Origin of the sequence: Paraplanobispora siamensis (assembly GCF_016863175.1) — a bacterium.
Classification (GTDB): domain Bacteria; phylum Actinomycetota; class Actinomycetes; order Streptosporangiales; family Streptosporangiaceae; genus Planobispora; species Planobispora siamensis.
In genome coordinates this window covers 19,158-39,228 of the sequence record NZ_BOOJ01000022.1, presented here as the reverse complement: position 1 = coordinate 39,228, position 20,071 = coordinate 19,158, and the positions used below count along the sequence as shown (strand labels likewise).

Here is a 20,071-nt window from a genome sequence, read left to right as displayed (position 1 = left end):
TATTTCCTCCTCGCCACCCCGCCCCTGCGGAACGGAGCGGCAAAGTATGCGGCACGGCAGGTCCGGTAGGTGGGAAGGTGTGGTTCGCGGAAAGTCAGGAAACGCGCAAGTGGATCATGTGTGAGGCATCGTTGTATCGGACAAATGCCGATTTAATGTCAGCGCTAAAGATGTCGGGAATCGCCGGTTCCTGTGTCGTCCTGATGCTGGGGCTGGGCGCGTGCACCCAGGCGTCGGGCGTCGCGCGGGACACGACGCACCACGTCCCGTCGAGCGGTCTGCTGGGGCTCGACTCCTCCGCGCCCGGCTGCGAGGTCAGCGCCAGGCTCATCCCCTCCTGCGGGGCCTGGTGGGGGATGACGCCGGAGGTGTTCACGGGCCGACGGCCCGGGGTGGGGCTGCGCAGGGCCGAGGCGCGCATGGGGCGCCGGGCCGACATCATGCACGTCTACCACCGGGGCGCCGAGCTCTTCCCGACGCGCGAGGAGCGGGGGATCGCCCGCGACCCCGACGGCCGCAGGCTCCTGCTGATCAACTGGAAGCCGTCCTTCGACCACACCTGGGCCCAGATCGCCGGGGGCGCCCTGGACCGGCGGATCGACCGGCTGGCCGCGCACATCCGCCGGACCTTCCCCGAGCGGTTCTTCCTGACCGTGCACCACGAGCCGGAGAACGACGTGCGGGAGGACCCGGCCTCGGGCATGACCGCCCGGGACTACGCGGAGATGTACCGCCACGTGGTGCTGCGCCTGCGGGAGAAGGGCGTCGGGAACGCGGTCACCGTGATGACCTACATGGGGGCGCCCAACTGGGCCGCCAAGACCTGGTTCGAGCAGCTGTACCCGGGTGACGACGTGGTCGACTGGGTCGCCATGGACCCCTACGCCGACGACCGGGTGCAGACCTTCGAGCAGCTGATCAACAAGACGCGCGACGACTTCGCCCAGTGGCCCGGGTTCTACCGCTGGATGCAGTGGCGCTTCCCCGGCAAGCCGCTCATGCTCGCCGAGTGGGGCGCCTTCGAGCGCTACGACCAGCGCCGGTTCAAGGAGTCCTTCTACGCCTCGGTCCGCCGGCAGATGCGCCGCTATCCGCAGATCAAGGCGCTGGTCTACTTCGACTCACCGCGTGCCCCGCGAGGGGACACCCGTTTCGACACCACTCCCGGTGCCGCGGCCGCCTTCCGCGCCCTCGCCCACGACCCCTACCTGCGCTCTACGGCGGTTCCGCGCGAGTGACCGGAACACGACCGCCCCGGCGAGCACCGCGCCGCCCAGGATCCACAGCATGGCCGCGTTGCCCACGCCCAGCAGCTTGAGGGACGAGGCCAGCAGCACCACCGCGAGCAGCACGCGGATGACGTCGCCGTGCGCCCGCGAGGAGATCCGCGCCCCGAGATAGACGCCGGGGATCGCCCCCACCAGCAGCGAGGCGGTGACGTCGAGCTGGAAGTCGCCGAACAGCAGGTGGCCGAGGGCGGCCGAGGTGACCAGCGGGACCGCCTGGACCAGGTCGGTGCCGACGAGCTGGTTGGCCTTCAGCGCGGGATAGAGCATGAGCAGGGCCACGATCATCAGGGAGCCCGAGCCCACGGAGGAGATGCCCACGACGATGCCGCCGACTATACCGATCAGTACGGTCGGAATCGGGCGCACGGCGATCTCGCCGACCTCCGCCGAGACGGGTCCTTCGCGCCCGGCCAGATAGGCCTTGGCGACCAGGCCCACGACGGCCAGCAGCAGGGCCACGCCGAGGGCGTACTTCACGGCCTGCTGGACCTGCTCGCCCTCGCCGAACGCCCGGATCAGCAGCACCCCGCAGAACGCGGCGGGCACCGAGCCCACGCACAGCCAGCCGACCAGGCGCAGGTTGACCGTTCCCCGCCGCATGTGGACGACCCCGCCCACCGGCTTCATCACGGCCGAGGCGACCAGGTCGCTGGAGACCGCCGCCAGCGGCGGCACGTTGAAGAACAGCATCATCATCGGCGTCATCAGGGCGCCGCCGCCCATGCCGGTCAGCCCGACGATGATCGCGACGAGGAACGACCCGCCGATCAGGGGGAGATCGAGATCCATCAGCCGCTCACCGCTTCCCGTCCGCTGGTGGAGTCCGTCCTCAACGCACCCAACCTCCCTGAATGAGTGGGTTCAGCACTGCATCGACGGCCCGCTCGACGGAGACGCCGGTGGTGTCGACGGTCAGGTCCGCGTCCTCGGGCTCCTCGTAGGGGGAGGAGATGCCCGTGAACTCCGGGATCAATCCGGCGCGGGCCTTGGCGTAGAGCCCCTTGCGGTCGCGGCGCTCGCACTCGGCCAGCGGGGTGGCCACGTGGACCAGCAGGAAGTCGGCCCCCACGGCCTCGACCATCGCCCTGACCTCCTCGCGGGTGGAGGCGAACGGCGCGATGGGCGCGCAGATCGCCAGCCCGCCGTGCCGGGCCGCCTCGGCCGCGACGAAGCCGATCCGCCGGATGTTGAGGTCGCGGTCCTCCCGGGAGAAGCCCAGCCCCGCCGAGAGCAGGTGGCGCACGACGTCGCCGTCGAGGTAGGTGACCGTACGGCTGCCGCGCTCCAGCAGCGCGTCCCGCAGGCCCCTGGCGACGGTCGACTTGCCGGAGCCGGACAGGCCGGTGAAGAAGACGACCAGGCCGCGCCGGTGCGGGGGCCCGGGGAGGGTGACGGGCTCGGGACCGGCCAGGTGCTCGGTCGCGCCGTACGCCTCGGCCACGCGGTCGCGCAGCTCCAGGTCGACGGCGTGGTCGTCGCGGGGGGCGAGGGGCACCACCGCGATGCGCGTGTCCCCGCCGAGCTTGTCGCGGGCCTTCAGCGCGGCGCGGACCACGGCGGGCCCGCCCTCGCCGAACGCCAGCGGGAGCAGCAGGATCGTCGCCTCCAGCTCCTCGGCGGTGGCGACGATCTCGTCCAGGTCGTCCAGCGGCCCGCGCATGGTGACGGCCAGGGTCTCCCGGCCGGCCAGCTCGCCGCGGATCTCCGCGGGGCTGCGCCGGAGCCGGGCGAACGGCCCGTGCTCGGGGGCGCCCAGCGCCTCGACCGGGCCCGCGACCAGGCCGTGCGAGTGCTCGGTGACGGTCAGGACGGCCAGCGGGGCGCCCTCGGGGTCGCGCAACGTGATCCGGTCGCCGGGAGCGGCCGGGTGGTCGTCGGGAAGCGCGAGCGTGACGGGCGCGGGCCAGGACGTGCCGTCGCCCATCCTGCCGTGTTCCTCGACCGCGTGCGCGTCGGCCGCGCCCATGAAGCCGGTCAGCGGCCGGTAGGCGCCGGAGAGCAGCAGCTCAAGGTCGGCCAGTTCACGGGCGTCGGGGGTCCACTCGAAGGGCGCCGTCATCTGCTCCACAATTCCGATCGAATTAGTCGGATATCACCACTGTAGCCATTCAAGTTGTCCCACATCAAACCTGTCGCGTCAGATCAGTCGCGCGAAATGGTTGTGCGGCTTGCGGACGATCATGCTGATCGTGTCGTGGGAGGCCGGGAAGCGGCCGCCGGAGGCGGTCTGCACCGCCGAGCACGCCACCCGCCCCAGTGGCCTGCTCGCCGCCGGGCCGCTGGACTCCAGCGTCTCCTCGGTGACGATCAGCCCGCGGGCCAGGCAGAAGGAGTGGACGCCCTCCCGGGAGGTGGCCTCGCCGTACACCGCGGGCAGCGGGCCGACCGTGCCCTCGGGGACGAGCCTGCGCCACAGCAGCCGGCGCAGCGGGGAGGGGGTCATCCGGACGCACATGCCGTACGCCGAGGCCCGGTCGCGTATCCGCAGCATCGCCAGGCCGCCCGGCCGCAGCCCGGCCAGCAGCCGGTCGAGCACGAGCTCGGGGTGCAGGATGCGCTCCAGCAGGAACGGCACGTAGACGATGTCGAAGGCCCGCGGCGGCACGGGCACCGTCCTCAGGTCGCCCAGCGCCCACGAGTCGAGGTCGGTGCGGGAGGCCATGGCGGCCCGCACGGCCGGGATGTCCTCGTCGATCCCGACGACGCGGGCCCGCGCCCGGTCGAGGCCGAGAGGGTGGGGCATGCCGCACCCGGCGATCAGGATGTCGAGCCGGCGGCCCGGCCTGTCGGTCCGGTGCTCCAGGATCCGCCGGGTGAACAGGTCGCTTCTTGTCGCAATCGACCGCACGTCAGTCATACTCACCAAGAGTAGTCGATCCGTTACAAATCTCTCAGAGGGCTCGGTTCCTGCGGATCGGCGGCGCGGGCGAAGTACCCTGGACCGGTGACCCCCGTCCTGTGCCGGCCGGGGGCCTGTCGTGTTGCCGTCGTGGGGCTGTGGGCGAATTCTGATGAGCCTTTCCGGACTGCTTGACCTTGTCGTGGGCGAGCCGAAGCTGGCCTCCGTCCTGGCGGACGTGCGCGGGGGAGACGTCTCCGACGTCCCGCTCATCGCGCCCGCGGCGCTGCGGCCCTTCGCCGTGGCCGCGCTGGCCAGGGACGGGGGACCGGCCGGGCGGACCGTGCTGGCGGTGACGGCCACCGGACGCGAGGCCGAGGACCTGGCGGCGGCGCTGTCCAGCCTGCTCGGCGAGAGCACGGTCGCCGTCTTCCCCGCCTGGGAGACCCTGCCGCACGAGCGCCTGTCGCCGCGCAGCGACACCGTCGGCCAGCGCCTGGCCGTACTGCGCCGCCTGGCCCACCCGGTCGCGGGCGACGCGGCGGCCGGCCCGCTGCGGGTGGTCGTCACCCCGATCCGCGCGGTGCTCCAGCCGATCGTGCGGGGCCTGGGCGACCTGGCGCCGATCCGGCTGCGCGCGGGCGACGACGCCGACCTGGACGCCGTCGTCCACAGGCTTGTGGAGAACGGCTACCACCGCGTGGACATGGTGGAGAAGCGCGGCGAGGTGGCGGTCAGGGGCGGGCTGCTCGACGTCTTCCCGCCGACCGAGGAGCACCCGCTGCGCCTGGAGTTCTGGGGCGACACGGTCGAGGAGATCCGCTGGTTCAAGGTGGCCGACCAGCGCTCGCTGGAGGTCGCCGAGGACGGGCTGTTCGCCGCGCCCTGCCGCGAGCTGCTGCTGACCGAGGAGGTCAGGGCCAGGGCGGCGGCGCTGGCCGCCGACCACCCGGCGCTGGCCGAGATCCTGGACCAGCTCGCCGAGGGCGTGCCGGTGGAGGGCATGGAGGCGTTCGCGCCGGTGCTCGCCGGGGAGATGGACCTGCTGATCGACCACCTGCCCGTGCAGTCGGCGATCTTCGTCTGCGATCCCGAGCGCATCCGCAGCCGGGCCGACGAGCTCGTGCGCACCAGCCAGGAGTTCCTGGAGGCCTCCTGGATCAACGCCGCGGCCGGCGGAGAGGCGCCGATCGACCTGGGGGCGGCGGCGTTCCGCTCGCTGGAGGACGTGCGCGACCACGCGCGGGAGCTCGGGCAGCCGTGGTGGTCCATCGCCCCCTTCGGCGGGAGCGACCTGAGCGGCGACGGTCCGGCCGGCGACGGTCTGGACGGCGACGGTCTGGACGGCGGTTACCCGGGCGGGGCGCTGGTCCTGGACGCCCAGGAGGCGGAGGCCTACCGGGGCGACACCCAGCGGGCGCTGGGCGACATCAAGGGCTGGCTGGACGACAAGGTCGTCGTGCTGCTCAGCGAGGGCCACGGCCCCGCCGAGCGGATGGTCGAGCTGCTCAAGGGCGTCGACCTGCCCGCGCGCCTGACGGCGGACCTGGACCGGGTGCCGGACCCCAAGGTCGTGCACGTCACCACCGGCCTGGTCGACCACGGCTTCGTGAGCCCGCGCCTGGCCGTGCTGACCCACCTGGACCTGGTCGGGCAGAAGGCCTCCACCAAGGACATGCGCCGGCTGCCCAGCCGCCGCCGCAACATGGTGGACCCGCTCCAGCTCAAGGTCGGCGACCACGTGGTGCACGAGCAGCACGGCGTGGGCCGCTACGTCGAGATGGTGCAGCGGACCGTGCAGGGCGCGACCCGCGAGTACCTCGTGATCGAGTACGCCAAGGGCGACCGGCTCTACGTGCCGACCGACCAGCTCGACGAGGTCACCCGCTACGTCGGCGGCGAGTCGCCGACCCTCAACCGGATGGGCGGCGCCGACTGGGCCAAGGCCAAGACCCGGGCCAAGAAGGCGGTCAAGGAGATCGCCGGGGAGCTCATCCGCCTCTACAGCGCGCGGATGGCCTCGCCGGGACACGCCTTCGGGGCCGACACGCCGTGGCAGCGGGAGATGGAGGACGCCTTCCCCTACGCCGAGACCGGCGACCAGCTGGAGGCCATCGACGAGGTCAAGCGCGACATGGAGCGCCCCATCCCGATGGACCGGCTGATCTGCGGCGACGTGGGCTACGGCAAGACCGAGATCGCGGTGCGCGCGGCGTTCAAGGCCGTGCAGGACGGCAAGCAGGTGGCGGTGCTGGTGCCGACCACGCTGCTGGTCCAGCAGCACCTGTCCACCTTCACCGAGCGCTTCTCCGGCTTCCCGCTGAACGTGCGGCCCATGTCGCGCTTCCAGACCGACGCCGAGGTCAAGGCGACGCTGGAGGGCCTGCGCGAGGGCGCGGTGGACGTGGTGATCGGCACCCACCGGCTGCTCTCCCCGGAGGTGCGCTTCAAGAACCTCGGCCTGATCATCATCGACGAGGAGCAGCGCTTCGGCGTCGAGCACAAGGAGGCCATGAAGCACCTGCGCACCCAGGTCGACGTGCTGGCCATGTCCGCCACGCCGATCCCGCGCACGCTGGAGATGGGCCTGACCGGCATCCGCGAGATGTCGACGATCCTGACCCCGCCGGAGGAGCGCCACCCGATCCTCACCTTCGTCGGGCCGTACGACGAGAAGCAGATCGCCGCCGCCGTCCGCCGCGAGCTGATGCGCGACGGCCAGATCTTCTTCGTGCACAACCGGGTGGCGAGCATCAACAAGGTCGCGGCCCGCATCCGCGAACTGGTCCCCGAGGCCCGCGTCGCCGTCGCCCACGGGCAGATGAACGAGCAGCAGCTCGAAAAGATCATGGTGGGCTTCTGGGAGCGCGAGTTCGACGTGCTGGTCTCCACCACGATCGTCGAGTCCGGTCTCGACGTGCCCAACGCCAACACGCTGATCGTGGACCGGGCCGACAACTACGGCCTGTCGCAGCTGCACCAGCTGCGCGGGCGCGTCGGCCGGGGCCGCGAGCGCGGTTACGCCTACTTCCTGTACCCGCCGGAGAAGCCGCTCACCGAGACCGCCCACGAGCGCCTGGCCACCATCTCCCAGCACACCGAGATGGGCGCGGGCATGTACGTCGCGATGAAGGACCTGGAGATCCGCGGCGCGGGCAACATCCTGGGCGCCGAGCAGTCGGGCTTCATCGCGGGCGTCGGCTTCGACCTGTACGTGCGGATGATGGCGGAGGCCGTACAGGAGCAGAAGGCCAAGCTGACCGGCGGCGCCGAGCAGGAGGAGCGCCCCGACGTCAAGGTCGAGCTGCCGATCAACGCGCACATCCCGCACGACTACGTGACCTCCGAGCGGCTGCGCCTGGAGGCCTACAAGCGCATCGCGGCGATCTGCACCGACGACGACATCGCGGCCGTGCGCGAGGAGCTCACCGACCGGTACGGCCGGCCGCCCCAGGAGGTGGAGAACCTGCTGGCGGTCGCCCGTTTCCGGATCAGGGCGCGCAAGGCCGGGCTCACCGACGTCACCCTGCAGGGCCAGAACATCAGGTTCTCCCCGGTCAACCTGAAGGACTCCCAGCAGGTCAGGCTCCAGCGGCTCTACCCGAAGGCGCTGCTGAAGCAGGCGGCCGACATACTGCTGGTGCCCGTGCCCAAGACCAAGCCGCTCGGTGGGCAGCCGTTGCGCGATCTCGACCTGCTCAAATGGTGCGGCGACCTGGTCGAGGCGATGTTCCTGGAAGCCGTGCCGGTAAAGTGATACGGCGTTTGTCGTGAAGGGATCGCATGTGAAGTCGACTCGAGTGCGCGTCATCCTGGCGGTCGTGGCCGCCGGTGCCGCGCTGACCGCCTGCTCGCCGTCGCAGGTCGGCGCCGCCGCCATCGTCGGCGACCAGCGGATCAGCAACAGCGAGCTGAACGCCGACGTCAAGGAGTACGAGAAGGCCCTCACCACGGCGGGCATCACCCGTCAGCAGCTGCAGATCCGCGGGTCGATCCCGCAGGCGGTGCTGGCGAACCTGATCGTCATCAGCCAGTTCGACCAGCTCGGCGCGCGGCACGGCGTCACGGTGACCCAGGCGGAGGTCGAGTCGTTCCTCGCCCAGGTCCTGCAGCAGCGCCAGGGCAGCACCCGCGAGCAGCTGGCCGTCTCCATCGGCGTGCCCCCCTCCGACCTGGACGAGCTGGTGCGCGCCTCCCTGGTCGAGCAGAAGCTGATGACCAAGCTGGGCGCGGGCCAGGACGAGGCCTCCCAGCAGGCGGCGGCGCAGAAGCTGAGCGAGGAGGCCAAGGCCGTCCCGGTCACCCGCAACCCGCGCTACGGCGAGAACAACCCGCAGCCGCAGGCCCAGGACGGTTCCGACTTCTTCATCGAGAACAGCCGCTTCGGCGCCCTGTCCGGTTCCGCCGGCGCCCAGTGACCCCGGCATGCCGCTGATCGTCGTCACCACCTCGCCCCGGGTCGCCCCGGGCCTGCTCAGCCACCGCGCCTGGCAGGCCCTGTCGGAGGGCCCGGTGCGCACCGCCTCGCCGGACCACCCGCACCTGCCCTACCTGGCCGAGGCCGGTGTCGACGTCGAGGTCGTGCAGCCCGACCCGGTCTCCCTGGTCCGCCAGGCCCAGGCTGGGACGGTGGTGTGGCTGGAGGCCGACGAGGCGCTGATGCGCGCGATCGGCCACGCCGCGGTGTCCCTGGAGGACCCGCCGGTGATCGAGATCGTGCCCGGCTCCTACGACCTGCCGGGCGCGCGGCTGCTCGACCTCGTGGCGGTGATGGACCGCCTGCGCACCTCCTGCCCGTGGGACGCCAGGCAGACCCACGAGTCGCTGGCGCCGTACCTCATCGAAGAGGCCTACGAGGTGCTGGAGAGCATCGAGGAGGGCGACCACGGCGCGCTGCGCGAGGAGCTGGGCGACCTGCTGCTGCAGGTGGTCTTCCACGCCCGCGTCGCGCAGGACCGCGCCGGGAGCGGCTTCGACGTCGACGACGTGGCCGGGGGCATCGTGGACAAGCTGGTCCGCCGCCACCCGCACGTCTTCGCGGCCGTCGCGGTCAGCGGCGCCGAAGAGGTCAGCGACAACTGGGAGACCATCAAGGCCGCCGAGCGTGCGGCCAAGAACGGCGGTGACGCGGGTTCGGTGGTGGACGGGGTGCCGATGGGCCAGCCCGCCCTCTCCCTGGCCGCCCAGCTGCTGCGCCGCGCCGAACGGGTGGGCGTCCCCGTCGAGCCTCCCGCCGAGGGTCTGGGCGGGCGCCTGTTCGAGCTGGTACGGCAGGCGCACGCGGAGGGGCTCGACCCCGAGGCCGAACTGCGCGCCGCCGCCCGCGCCTACCGCGAGCGGATCCGCGCGTACACCCCTGATGCAACGGGCATTCAGGACGCCCCGGACGCCGCGCCGGGAAACGCCGATCCAGGGCGGTAGCCGTACTGAGAAGTAGGTCTCGATAGGCTTTTGCGGCAAACTGTCCTGCGACTTTAGGAGCGCTTCGTGGCTTCCATCGAGGGCGTCACCGCCCGCGAGATCCTTGACTCCCGGGGCAACCCGACGGTCGAGGTCGACATCCTTCTGGACGACGGCAGCGAGGGCCGCGCCGCGGTGCCGAGCGGGGCCTCCACGGGCCAGTTCGAGGCCGTCGAGCTGCGCGACGGCGACGAGCGGTACGCCGGCAAGGGCGTGGAGAAGGCCGTCCTCGGCGTGACCGACGAGATCGCCGACGAGATCCTGGGATTCGACGCCGCCGAGCAGCGCAGCATCGACCAGGTCATGATCGACCTGGACGGCACGCCGAACAAGGCCCGCCTGGGCGCCAACGCCATCCTCGGCGTCTCCCTGGCGGTGGCCAAGGCCGCCGCGCAGAGCGCCGAGCTCCCGCTGTTCCGTTACCTCGGCGGGCCGAACGCGCACGTGCTGCCGGTCCCGATGATGAACATCCTCAACGGCGGCGCGCACGCCGACACCAACGTGGACATCCAGGAGTTCATGATCGCGCCGATCGGCGCGGAGAGCTTCCGTGAGGCCGTGCGCATGGGCACCGAGGTCTACCACGCGCTCAAGTCCGTGCTGAAGGAGAAGGGCTACGCCACCGGCCTGGGCGACGAGGGCGGCTTCGCGCCCAACCTGCCCTCCAACCGCGACGCGCTGGACCTGATCCTGGTCGCCATCGAGAAGGCCGGCTACACGCCGGGCGAGGACGTCGCGCTGGCCCTGGACGTGGCCGCCTCCGAGTTCCACAAGGACGGCGTCTACACCATCGACGGCAAGGGCCACTCCTCCGCCGAGCTGATCGCCTTCTACGAGGACCTGGTCGCCAACTACCCGCTGGTCTCCATCGAGGACCCGCTGAACGAGGAGGACTGGGAGGGCTGGAACGCCATCACCCGGGCCCTCGGCGACAAGGTCCAGCTCGTCGGCGACGACCTGTTCGTGACCAACCCCGAGCGCCTGGCCCGCGGCGTCGCCGAGGGCACGGCCAACGCGCTGCTGGTCAAGGTCAACCAGATCGGCACCCTGACCGAGACCTTCGACGCCGTGGATCTGGCCCACCGCAACGGTTACCGCTGCATGATGAGCCACCGCTCCGGCGAGACCGAGGACACCACGATCGCCGACCTCGCCGTGGCCACCAACTGCGGTCAGATCAAGACCGGTGCCCCGGCCAGGTCCGACCGGGTGGCCAAGTACAACCAGCTGCTGCGCATCGAGGAGATGCTCGACGACGCCGCCCGTTACGCGGGTCGCGCCGCGTTCCCGCGCTTCCGGCGGTAGTTTTCGCACCGTACGGCCCGCGCCCGCGCTCACCCGCGGGCGCCGGCCGTACGGCGGGAGCGCCGCGGGGCGGAACGCGAGAGCAGGAGGGCGTGTGGGCAGACGGCCGCAGTTGACGGGTCGGGCGGCGGTGCTGGCGGTCGTGGTGTGCGCCATCGCGATGAGCCTGGCCTACCCCGTCAGGGAGTACATCGCGCAGCGCCGCAGCATCACCGAGCTCACCGAGCAGCGCGACAAGCTCCTGGCGGAGATCAAGAAGGAGGAGGAGCGGCGCAGGCAGCTGCAGGATCCCGCCTTCGTCAAGCGGCAGGCCAGGGAGCGGCTGTTCTACTGCGAGCCCGGCCAGAAGTGCTACGTCGTCATGGACGACACCCCCGCCCAGGGCAAGGAGGCGACCCCGCAGAAGCCGGTCGCCGTCAAACCGCCCTGGTACCAGACGCTCTGGGAGTCGGTTGAGGCCGCCGACACCGGGAAGGGCAGGAAAGCGGACGGGGGCTGACGACCGATAGCCTGGACGCCGTTTCGCGAAGAGGTGCCGGAGGATGCCGCAGATGGTGGATGACCGCGACGTGGCGGCGGTGGAGCTGCAGCTCGGCCGTACGCCCCGAGGACTGCGGGCGGTGGCGCACCGCTGCCCGTGCGGGCTGCCCGACGTGGTGGAGACCGCGCCGCGGCTGCCCGACGGCACGCCGTTCCCGACGCTGTTCTACCTGACCTGCCCCAAGGCCAACTCCGCCATCGGCACCCTGGAGACCTCGGGACTGATGCGGGAGATGCGTGCCAGGCTCGACGCCGACCCCGAGCTGGCCGCGGCCTATCGGGCCGCGCACGAGGACTACGTCGCGCGCCGCGACAAGGCGGCGGCCGAGGACGGCCTGGAGCCGCTGCCCCGGGGCATGCAGAGCGCCGGCGGCATGCCGGAGCGGGTCAAGTGCCTGCACGCCCTGGTCGGGCACGAGCTCGCGGTGCCCGGCGTCAACCCCTTCGGCCGCGAGGCGCTCGACCTGCTCGGCGAGTGGTGGGCCGACGGCCCGTGCTGCCTGGTGGACGATCCCTCCGGGGCCGCGACCGGGGCCGGGACGAACGACACGACCACCTCGGAGGAGGACGACCGGTGAAGCGCGTCGCCGCGATCGACTGCGGGACCAACTCCGTCCGCCTGCTGGTGGCGGACATCTCGCACGACTCCCTGCACGACGTCGAACGGCGCATGGAGATCGTCCGGCTCGGCCAGGGGGTGGACGAGACCGGCAGGCTGGCCCCGGAGGCCCTGGAACGCACCTTCACCGCGATGCGGGAGTACGCCAAGCTGATCGACCGGCACGGGGCCTCCGCGGTCCGTGTGGTGGCAACCAGCGCCACCAGGGACGCCGCCAACCGCCAGGACTTCGTCGACGGCGTCCAGGAGATCTTCGGCGTCGGGCCCGAGGTGGTCACCGGCGGCGAGGAGGCCGAGCTGTCCTTCACCGGGGCCACCCGGGGCCTGGTGCGCCTGTCGCCGGAGACGGGCCTGCCCGCCCCCGACGGCACCTGCCCGCCGTACCTCGTGGTGGACATCGGCGGCGGCTCCACCGAGTTCGTGGTCGGCTCCACCCACGTGGACGCGGCGATCTCGGTGGACATCGGCTGCGTCCGGCTGACCGAGCGGCACCTGCGCGGGGCGGGCGACCCGCCGTCCGCGCAGGCCGTCGAGGCGATGACCGCCGACATCGACGACGCGCTCGACCGGGTCGCGCAGGAGGTTCCGGTGGAGCGGGCGCTGACCCTGGTCGGGCTCGCGGGATCGGTGACGACGGTCGCCGGAATAGCGCTTGAGCTGGACGAATATGATCCGCATAAAATTCACCACTCGCGAATTCCGGTAAATCAGGTGCATGCCGTTTCCCGTCGCCTGCTGGAGACCGCCCAGTCGGAAAGGGCGGCGATCCCCGTCATGCACCCCGGGCGGGTCGACGTCATCGGGGCCGGGGCGCTCATCCTGGACCGGATCCTCGACAGGTACGGCTTCGCCGACGTCGTCGTCAGCGAGCGCGACATCCTCGACGGGATCGCGTGGTCCGTGGCCGGGGTGTAACTGGATCTGGACAAAGCACCCGTCTAGGGAGTATTGAGAGATCGTTCCGTTTTATGGTTAGGTAAAGAGGCTTTAGTGAGGCTTTGCCGTGGGGCCCGGCACAGCTGTTGTCGGGGCGGCAACCGTCTCCGGAGCGCTTATCGCTTCCTAACGAAACGGAGCACACCCCCTCATGAAGTCCGGATTAGTACGCAGATTAGCTGCGATGGGAGCCGGCGCGGCCATGCTGGCGACCATGGCGACCGGTCTGCTGGCCTCGCCCGCAGCCGCGGCCAGCGGATCGGCTCAGGCGAAGAAGCCCGCCGTCTCGGCGGGCACCCCGAAGGCCTCCCCCTCCAACCACAAGGGTGAGTGCCCGGTACGGGTCACCTTCTCCGCGAGCATCAAGGTGAAGGCCGTCAAGTCCAAGACCACGGTGGCCTACCGCTGGCTGCACGGGGACGGGTCCAAGAGCAAGGTCAAGACCTTCGTCGTGGGCAAGGGCGTCAAGAGCGTCACGGTGAAGGAGACGAGCACCTTCAAGAGTGACGTCAAGGGCTGGCAGGCCCTGCAGGTCCTGTCGCCCCGCCCGGTGACCTCCAAGAAGGGCTACTTCAAGGTCTCCTGCGGCGAGGACGGCGGCAAGCACGTCATCCGCCCGGTGATCGGCGCGCAGGCGTGGGTGGACGAGGGCAAGTGTGAGGCCGCCCTGATCGGCCGCATCACCGCCTCCAGCCCGCGCTGGGTGCACTACCGCTGGGTCGTCAACGGCCACGTCGTCGAGCGCGACGCGGTCAAGGTGCACGACTCCCGCAAGGTCGTCCACGTGATCCGCCCGGACAGGAGCCTGCGCGGCTGGGCCGTCCTGGAGATCGTGGACCCGGTCCGCACCGCCTCCAACAAGGTCGGCTTCAAGATCTGGTGCAAGGACTGGTCGCCGAAGGTGAGCGCCTCGGTCAGCGAGCCCGACACCTACGTGGGCAGCTGCCCGGTCACCCGCACCTTCAGCGGCACGATCAGCCTCTCGCACGGTCGTGACCACGTGAAGTACCGCTGGATCCGCAACGGCGTGGCCGGCTCCTGGGAGACCGTCTACGTCAAGGGTTCCACCACGGTGACCGACTCCTGGCAGGCGACGGAGACCGGCAAGGCCTCCCGCGCCCTGGAGATCTACAACGGCCCGACCACCGGCACCGTCTGGGGCAAGGTGTTCTGCAAGGCCCCCGTCACGGCTGAGGTCTCCCTCAACGTCGAGCAGGACAACAGCACCTGCGGCGGCGTGGTCGGCAAGCCCTCGGCCAAGGTGACCGGCACCATCACCGTCTCCGGCGCGACCAAGCTGGTGTACCGCTACGCCCTCGCGGGCGAGGCCCCCACCACTGTCATCAAGCACGTCGGCCACGGTGGCGGCACGTTCTCGGTGGGCGAGCTGTTCGTCAAGCCCAAGGGTGCGTTCACTCTGACCGTCCTCGACCCGGGCTCGGCCTCCAAGACGGTCACCTGGGACTACTCCTGCCCGGCCCCCGCGCCCAAGGAGGAGGAGAAGAAGGCGGAGAACGCCTGATTCCCCGTTCCGCCCGAGGCCGGGACCACCTGATTCCCGGTCCCATCTGAAGTGACAGGCGGCGCCCGCTCCAGGCGGGCGCCGCCTCTCGCGTCTCCGGCCCCGTTCCGCTTCGGCCCGTTCCGTCCCCCTCTCCGCGCTGTCCCGCCCTCGACGGGGGTAGGCCCTGGGACTGAAAGCGGGTACGGCGCCCGGCATGCGCCGCCGTACCCCTCCCGCACGGGCCCGTCCGGGACCGGCGCCGGTCGCGGGACGGCGGGGTGGCACGATCGGGGGCATGACCTTCGTTCCTCCCGGGTCCGGCTGGCCGGACGATCCCGCCCGGCCGGACACGCCCGTCGCGCACGACCCCGCGCAGGTGGCCGAGCTGGCCGCCGCGAGCCCCGTGCTCGCCGAGCTCACCGCCCGGCAGTCGGTCTGCCGGGCCTGTCCCCGTCTGGTGGCCTGGCGCGAGGAGGTCGCCACGGTCAGGCGGCGGGCGTTCGCGCAGGAGACCTACTGGGGCAGGCCGATCGCCGGCTGGGGGGACGAGAAGCCGGAGGTCCTCATCGTGGGGCTGGCCCCGGCCGCGCACGGCGGCAACCGCACGGGGCGGATCTTCACCGGCGACCGCAGCGGGGACTGGCTGTTCGCCTCGCTGTACCGCACCGGCCTCGCCGTACAGGAGACCAGCGTCCACGCCGGGGACGGGCAGCGCCTCCTCGGGGCGCGGATGGTGGCCGCGGTCAGGTGCGCGCCGCCCGACAACAAGCCGGCGCCCGGGGAGCGGGCGGCCTGCTTCCCGTGGCTGGCCCGGGAGATCGCGATGGTGGCCGACGGCCTGCGGGTGGTGGTGGCGCTGGGAGGTTTCGCCTGGCAGGCCGTGTGGCCCGCGCTGAAGGAGGCCGGATACGTGCTGCCCCGCCCCCGTCCCGCCTTCGGGCACGGCGCCGAGGTCGAGATCACCAGAGGCGAAAGTCCCACATATCTTCTCGGCTGCTACCACCCCAGCCAGCAGAACACCTTCACCGGCCGGGTGACCGCCCAGATGCTCGACGACGTCTTCACCAGGGCAAACACACTTCGAGAACTGTGAACTCCATCACAAAGAGAAATTTTTCCCGAATTTTCCTCTGAAATATGAGGCGGTTCTGCTCTCAACGGGAAAAAGTGACGTACTTATCAGGGGGTCGCCTGGCGCGAACCGGAGGTGGGGACGTATGCTTGTGAAAGATTTCACAAAGTCTCGGACCTTACTCGGACCGAAGGGGCGCCGAAGTGAACCGCAACTCCAAGCACATCGTGGTCGTCGGTGGGGGCTACGTCGGCCTCTACACGGTGCTGCGACTCCAGCGCACGCTCCGTCGGGAGCTGCGCGACGGCAGCGTGCGAATCACCGTCCTCACTCCCGAATCCCACATGACCTACCAGCCCTTCCTTCCCGAGGCCGCGGCGGGCAACCTCTCACCGCGCCACGTGGTGGTCCCCCTGCGGCGGGTCCTGAAGAAGGCGACGATCCTCAACGGCAAGGTCACCAAGGTCAACCACGCGTCCAAGACCGTGCACTTCGAGCCGAACGTCGGCACCCCCCACGAGATCGAGTACGACCTCGTGGTGATGGCCGCCGGCTCGGTCTCCCGCACCCTGCCGATCCCCGGCCTGGCCGACGCGGCCATCGGCTTCAAGACCGTCGGCGAGGCGATCGCGCTGCGCAACCGGGTGCTCGGCCTGCTCGACCGGGCCGAGACCGACGACGACGAGGAGCTGCGCCGCAGGGCGCTGACGTTCGTCGTGGTCGGCGGCGGCTTCGCCGGCATCGAGGCGCTCGCCGAGCTGGAGGACATGGCGATCGACGCGATCCGCTACTACCGCAACATCAGGCGCGAGGACATGCGCTGGGTGCTGGTGGAGGCCACCGACCGCATCCTGCCCGAGGTCGGCCCGGAGATGGGCAGGTGGACCGCCGAGCAGCTGCGCGAGCGCGGCATCGAGGTCAAGATGAACACCCGCCTGGAGTCCTGCGTGGGCGGCCACGTCAAGCTCTCCGACGGCGAGGAGTTCCAGTCGGCCACCATCGTGTGGACCGCCGGGGTGAAGGCCAGCCCGGTCGTGAACGCCGGTGACCTCCCCTTGGACGAGCGCGGCCGGATCAAGACGAGCACCCGCCTGACCGTGGTCGGCGTCAAGGACGCCTTCGCCGCCGGCGACGTCGCCGGGGTGCCCGACGTGACCAACCCGGGCCAGTACTGCGCGCCCAACGCCCAGCACGCGGTCCGCCAGGCCAAGGTGCTCGCCGACAACATCACCCGCCACCTCCGCGGGCAGGAACTGGCCGATTACCGCCACAAGTACGTCGGATCGGTTGCCGGACTGGGCCTGCACAAGGGCGTGGCGAACGTCTACGGCGTCAAGCTTCGCGGATTGCCTGCATGGTTCATGCACCGCACCTACCATCTGTCGCGGGTGCCCACCGTGAACCGCAAGGTCCGCGTCATGGCCGACTGGACTCTGGCGCTGTTCTTCAAGCGGGAGACCGTCTCGCTCGGAGAGATCGAGGAGCCTCGCGCGGAGTTCCGCGCGGCGGCCGCGTCCTGAGTCCCGGGCACCCGACGGTAGGGAGTCGCCGGGGTCTCCTCGGGGTTCGCGGCTGATCTCGCGCCCACCCCCTTGAGTCCCCGGCCGGAGCCGGAAGGGGGCCGGGGGATGGGCTTGTCCGCGATCACCGTGCTGGGAGCCGCCAGACCGGGGGTGGTCGCCGAGGTGACGTCGGTGTTCACCCGTTACGGGGCGAACATCGAGGACTCGGCGATGACGCTCCTGGGCGGGCACGTCGCGATGATGCTGCTGGTCTCCGGGCGGGTCCCGCCCGCCTCGGCCTTCCCCGGCATGACCGTCACCGCGGCCGAGGCCGGTCGCGGACACGGGTGCGAGCAGTCGGGTCTCGGCTACGTCCTCACCGCGCACGGCCCCGACCGGCCCGGCATCGTCTCGGCCGTCAGCGGGGTGCTGACCGCCGCCGGCGGCGTCATCACCGGCATGACCACCCGCCTGTGCGGGGCGCTGTACGTCATGATCGCCGACGTGCGGCTGCCCCCGGAGGCGGACGTGGCCGAGGCGATGCGCCGCCTGGCCGCCGCAGGCGCCGGGCTCGGCTGCGAGATCACCTTCCGCCCCGCCGAGGCGGAGGTGCTCTGATGTTCGGTACGGCCCAGCTGCTCGGCGTGCTGGCCAGCGGCGTCTCCCGCCAGCTGATCGGCGCCCCGCACCCCGTGCTCACCACCCGGGCGCTCCCCGTCGACCCCGTCGACCCCGGCGTCGTCGCCGCCGCGGCCGACCTGCTCGCCACCATGCGCCGGTCCGGCCACTGCATGGGCCTGGCCGCCCCCCAGATCGGGCTGGGCTGGCGGCTGCTGTCCGTCGACGTCTCCCGGCACCCCCGGACCCGCTCGTGCGCGGGGGAGTTCGTGATGGCCAACCCCCGCCTGGTGTCGGCCTCCCGCTGGGAGCGGGCCAGGGAGGGCTGTCTGTCCGTCCCCGGCATCACCGGCGACGTCTCCCGCGCGACCCGGATCACCGTCCGCGGGGAGCACCCCGGCAGCGGCGCCCCCGTCACCGTCCACGCCGACGCCTTCGAGGCCCGCTGCATCCAGCACCAGCTCGACCACCTCGACGGCGTACTCTTCCTGGACCACGTCACCGGCACCCGATCTGTCCACCATGGGGCTCGAGAACGCTGCGACAGGTGACATGACTAGTTACGCACGAGTGTTCCGTTACGTATGATTGCGGCGCCCCCGTAGCCCAATGGCAGAGGCATACCCCTTAAAAGGGTCGTAGTGCGGGTTCGAGTCCCGCCGGGGGCACTCATGTCTCTCCATCGGAAACCGGCTCCGACCAGCGGTGATGTGAACGCGGATCGGCTTCCCCGGACCGGCCGCGCGGAGCCGCCCCCCGGAGGTCCCCGGCTCTCCGGGGACGGACGCGGGTCCGTTCCGGGATAGACGGGGTGCGGGAAACGGTGGTTATCCAACTGTGACGGTCCTTTACCGGATCTTCGCCACGAATCGGGTGAAGCGGTCGCTGTGGTGGAGGAACTCCGCCGGGCGGTCTACCGTTCTGTCAGGCAGGTGGAAGCACGCGCCCCATCTGCTGCCCCGTTCAGGGTCGGGAGCGTCGTGATGCGGGACGAGATGAGATCAGCGGGAAAGGCGGGAACTAGCGGCACGGGCCGCGCGTTGGAAGGGACGGCGGCAGCCGTCCCGGAAGCCCCGCGTACAAAAATATAGATATGAGCACGATACGGCCGTACGACGACCGATCTAATACCCTGATCGCGTAGGTCGCAGCGTGGAGGCAGCGATGGAAAGTAAGAACCCCGTATTCAGCAGAGTGTCCCCGGCCAAGGGGCAGCAGCCCTGGGGACAGCCGACCCCGAGCCCCGAGCAGCTGCAGGGGATGTACGACGCTCCGTCGTACGCACCGCCCGCGCAGCGGACCATGACGATCGACGACGTGGTCGTGCGTGGCTTCATCACCCTGGGCACGCTGGTGGTCTCGGCCGCCGCGGCCTGGACGCTCAACCTCGGCTGGGGCGCGGCGATCGCCGGCATGCTCGTCGGCCTGGTCCTGGCCCTGGTCATCAGCTTCAAGCAGAGCGCGAACCCGGTGCTCATCCTGGGCTACTCGGTCGCCTACGGCGTCGCCGTCGGCGTGATCAGCCACATCATGGAGAGCTACTACCCGGGCATCGTCATCCAGGCAGTGCTCGGTACGGCTCTCGCCTTCGGCGCGATGCTGACGGTCTACTCCCTGCGGATCGTCCGGGTGACGCCGAAGTTCACCAAGTTCGTGGTCGCGGCGGCACTCGGCCTGATGGCCGCGCTGCTCGTCAACCTCGTCGCGAGCTTCTTCATCCCGGGCGGTTTCGGCCTGCGTGAGGCCGGCCCGATCGGCTACCTGGTCAGCATCGCCGCGATCCTGCTCGGCTGCTTCTTCCTGCTCCTGGACTTCGACGAGGTCGAGCGGGGCGTGAAGGCCGGCGCGCCGGCGAAGTACTCCTGGCTCATGGCCTTCGGCCTGACCGTGACCCTGGTCTGGATCTACCTGGAGATCCTGCGCCTGCTGAGCTACTTCTCGGGCGACGACTGATCGTCAGGAGAAAGCACCCCGCCGGGCCTGGCCCGGCGGGGTTTTTTCTTGGAAAGAGCCGGGACGACGGTGGACGAAAAGCAACTGAAGATCGACGAAGTGTCACCAGAACATGACTGTCGGGTCTTGCTATCTGCGAGTTCGTGATGCACTGTCGAGCAAAGGAGCCTATCCGTGGAGGTGCCCATGTCGTTGAACCACTCACCGGAGACGCATAGCAAGCTGATCGCAAGGGTCCCGGACATCACGGGACGCGCCCTCCCAGAGTGGTTTCAAGCCATCGACAACGGTCCGTCGTTCCTCCGCTGCGACGAGCGCGCCAACTGGCTCGCGGATGAGCACGGGCTGACCCACGGCTACGCCGCCGCTATCGTGCACGAGCACGAGCGGCGCCGCCGCCACCACTTCTAGACACCCCCCCTCTCCGTCGAGAG

The 20,071-nt window shown here is 70.7% G+C and carries 18 protein-coding genes and 1 tRNA gene; 16 read left to right on the top strand and 3 right to left on the bottom strand.

Going from position 1 to position 20,071, the window contains the following annotated elements:
* Positions 1 to 170 precede the first annotated feature (170 nt).
* Entirely contained in the window at positions 171 to 1,238 is a 1,068-nt protein-coding gene (locus Psi01_RS11040; RefSeq protein ID WP_204063871.1) for a glycoside hydrolase family 26 protein, read from the top strand.
* Here the strand turns inward: Psi01_RS11040 and Psi01_RS11035 are convergent.
* The 3 genes from Psi01_RS11035 to Psi01_RS11025 all read right to left on the bottom strand — a co-directional run bounded on the left by Psi01_RS11035 (position 1,122) and on the right by Psi01_RS11025 (position 4,146).
* On the bottom strand, positions 1,122 to 2,078 hold the full coding sequence (locus Psi01_RS11035) for a sulfite exporter TauE/SafE family protein (RefSeq protein ID WP_204063870.1): 957 nt from the start codon (positions 2,076 to 2,078) through the stop codon (positions 1,122 to 1,124). The two genes, Psi01_RS11040 and Psi01_RS11035, sit on opposite strands and share 117 nt — an antisense overlap.
* Before the next feature lie 40 nt (positions 2,079 to 2,118).
* A complete protein-coding gene (gene cysC, locus Psi01_RS11030; RefSeq protein WP_204064046.1) occupies positions 2,119 to 3,348 on the bottom strand; it encodes an adenylyl-sulfate kinase in 1,230 nt (409 codons plus the stop codon).
* Positions 3,349 to 3,426: 78 nt separating this feature from the next.
* Complete coding sequence (locus tag Psi01_RS11025; protein ID WP_204063869.1) at positions 3,427 to 4,146, bottom strand: class I SAM-dependent methyltransferase; 720 nt, start codon at positions 4,144 to 4,146, stop codon at positions 3,427 to 3,429.
* 154 nt (positions 4,147 to 4,300) lie between these two features.
* Here Psi01_RS11025 and mfd point away from each other — a divergent pair, with 154 nt between their 5' ends.
* The 15 genes from mfd (at position 4,301) to Psi01_RS10950 (ending at position 20,048) form a co-directional block, all read left to right on the top strand.
* Complete coding sequence (mfd, locus tag Psi01_RS11020; RefSeq protein ID WP_204063868.1) at positions 4,301 to 7,885, top strand: transcription-repair coupling factor; 3,585 nt, start codon at positions 4,301 to 4,303, stop codon at positions 7,883 to 7,885.
* A 28-nt stretch (positions 7,886 to 7,913) separates the two neighbouring features.
* Positions 7,914 to 8,546, top strand: a complete 633-nt coding sequence (locus Psi01_RS11015; RefSeq protein ID WP_204063867.1) for a SurA N-terminal domain-containing protein — start codon at positions 7,914 to 7,916, stop codon at positions 8,544 to 8,546.
* Between the two features lie 7 nt (positions 8,547 to 8,553).
* Positions 8,554 to 9,549 (top strand): nucleoside triphosphate pyrophosphohydrolase, encoded by a 996-nt coding sequence (locus Psi01_RS11010; protein ID WP_204063866.1) that lies wholly within the window; start codon positions 8,554 to 8,556, stop codon positions 9,547 to 9,549.
* A 66-nt stretch (positions 9,550 to 9,615) separates the two neighbouring features.
* A complete protein-coding gene (gene eno, locus Psi01_RS11005) occupies positions 9,616 to 10,893 on the top strand; it encodes a phosphopyruvate hydratase (RefSeq protein ID WP_204063865.1) in 1,278 nt (425 codons plus the stop codon).
* A 94-nt stretch (positions 10,894 to 10,987) separates the two neighbouring features.
* Complete coding sequence (locus tag Psi01_RS11000) at positions 10,988 to 11,392, top strand: FtsB family cell division protein (RefSeq protein ID WP_204063864.1); 405 nt, start codon at positions 10,988 to 10,990, stop codon at positions 11,390 to 11,392.
* A gap of 52 nt (positions 11,393 to 11,444) precedes the next feature.
* The gene (locus Psi01_RS10995; protein WP_204063863.1) at positions 11,445 to 12,011 is read left to right on the top strand and encodes a DUF501 domain-containing protein; all 567 of its coding nucleotides are present in this window, start codon (positions 11,445 to 11,447) and stop codon (positions 12,009 to 12,011) included.
* Positions 12,008 to 12,967, top strand: a complete 960-nt coding sequence (locus Psi01_RS10990) for a Ppx/GppA phosphatase family protein (RefSeq protein ID WP_204063862.1) — start codon at positions 12,008 to 12,010, stop codon at positions 12,965 to 12,967. The genes Psi01_RS10995 and Psi01_RS10990 overlap by 4 nt, the downstream gene beginning before the upstream one ends.
* Before the next feature lie 205 nt (positions 12,968 to 13,172).
* Positions 13,173 to 14,510: a hypothetical protein gene (locus Psi01_RS10985; protein WP_204063861.1), complete on the top strand. Its 1,338-nt coding sequence runs from the start codon at positions 13,173 to 13,175 to the stop codon at positions 14,508 to 14,510.
* 277 nt (positions 14,511 to 14,787) lie between these two features.
* The gene (locus Psi01_RS10980) at positions 14,788 to 15,585 is read left to right on the top strand and encodes a uracil-DNA glycosylase (protein ID WP_204063860.1); all 798 of its coding nucleotides are present in this window, start codon (positions 14,788 to 14,790) and stop codon (positions 15,583 to 15,585) included.
* A gap of 182 nt (positions 15,586 to 15,767) precedes the next feature.
* Entirely contained in the window at positions 15,768 to 17,084 is a 1,317-nt protein-coding gene (locus tag Psi01_RS10975) for an NAD(P)/FAD-dependent oxidoreductase (RefSeq protein ID WP_204063859.1), read from the top strand.
* Positions 17,085 to 17,192: 108 nt separating this feature from the next.
* Complete coding sequence (locus Psi01_RS10970) at positions 17,193 to 17,684, top strand: glycine cleavage system transcriptional repressor (protein WP_204063858.1); 492 nt, start codon at positions 17,193 to 17,195, stop codon at positions 17,682 to 17,684.
* Positions 17,684 to 18,235 carry a peptide deformylase gene (def, locus tag Psi01_RS10965; protein ID WP_204063857.1) on the top strand — a complete coding sequence of 184 codons (552 nt, stop codon included), beginning with the start codon at positions 17,684 to 17,686 and terminating at the stop codon, positions 18,233 to 18,235. Before Psi01_RS10970 ends, def begins: the two co-directional genes overlap by 1 nt.
* Before the next feature lie 44 nt (positions 18,236 to 18,279).
* A tRNA-Leu gene (locus Psi01_RS10960) sits at positions 18,280 to 18,352 on the top strand.
* 496 nt (positions 18,353 to 18,848) lie between these two features.
* The gene (locus tag Psi01_RS10955; RefSeq protein WP_204063856.1) at positions 18,849 to 19,637 is read left to right on the top strand and encodes a Bax inhibitor-1/YccA family protein; all 789 of its coding nucleotides are present in this window, start codon (positions 18,849 to 18,851) and stop codon (positions 19,635 to 19,637) included.
* Between the two features lie 186 nt (positions 19,638 to 19,823).
* Entirely contained in the window at positions 19,824 to 20,048 is a 225-nt protein-coding gene (locus tag Psi01_RS10950) for a DUF4287 domain-containing protein (protein ID WP_203873612.1), read from the top strand.
* The last annotated feature ends 23 nt before the right edge of the window (positions 20,049 to 20,071 follow it).

Excerpts from the sequence above, each read along its gene's own strand:
- Psi01_RS11040 (WP_204063871.1), top strand. The coding sequence starts at position 171 with ATGTCGGGAATCGCCGGTTCCTGTGTCGTCCTGATGCTGGGGCTGGGC.
- Psi01_RS11035 (WP_204063870.1), bottom strand. The coding sequence starts at position 2,078 with ATGGATCTCGATCTCCCCCTGATCGGCGGGTCGTTCCTCGTCGCGATC.
- cysC (WP_204064046.1), bottom strand. The coding sequence starts at position 3,348 with ATGACGGCGCCCTTCGAGTGGACCCCCGACGCCCGTGAACTGGCCGAC.
- Psi01_RS11025 (WP_204063869.1), bottom strand. The coding sequence starts at position 4,146 with ATGACTGACGTGCGGTCGATTGCGACAAGAAGCGACCTGTTCACCCGG.
- mfd (WP_204063868.1), top strand. The coding sequence starts at position 4,301 with ATGAGCCTTTCCGGACTGCTTGACCTTGTCGTGGGCGAGCCGAAGCTG.
- Psi01_RS11010 (WP_204063866.1), top strand. The coding sequence starts at position 8,554 with ATGCCGCTGATCGTCGTCACCACCTCGCCCCGGGTCGCCCCGGGCCTG.
- Psi01_RS10995 (WP_204063863.1), top strand. The coding sequence starts at position 11,445 with ATGGTGGATGACCGCGACGTGGCGGCGGTGGAGCTGCAGCTCGGCCGT.
- Psi01_RS10985 (WP_204063861.1), top strand. The coding sequence starts at position 13,173 with ATGGGAGCCGGCGCGGCCATGCTGGCGACCATGGCGACCGGTCTGCTG.
- Psi01_RS10980 (WP_204063860.1), top strand. The coding sequence starts at position 14,788 with ATGACCTTCGTTCCTCCCGGGTCCGGCTGGCCGGACGATCCCGCCCGG.
- Psi01_RS10970 (WP_204063858.1), top strand. The coding sequence starts at position 17,193 with ATGGGCTTGTCCGCGATCACCGTGCTGGGAGCCGCCAGACCGGGGGTG.
- def (WP_204063857.1), top strand. The coding sequence starts at position 17,684 with ATGTTCGGTACGGCCCAGCTGCTCGGCGTGCTGGCCAGCGGCGTCTCC.
- Psi01_RS10955 (WP_204063856.1), top strand. The coding sequence starts at position 18,849 with ATGGAAAGTAAGAACCCCGTATTCAGCAGAGTGTCCCCGGCCAAGGGG.
- Psi01_RS10950 (WP_203873612.1), top strand. The coding sequence starts at position 19,824 with ATGTCGTTGAACCACTCACCGGAGACGCATAGCAAGCTGATCGCAAGG.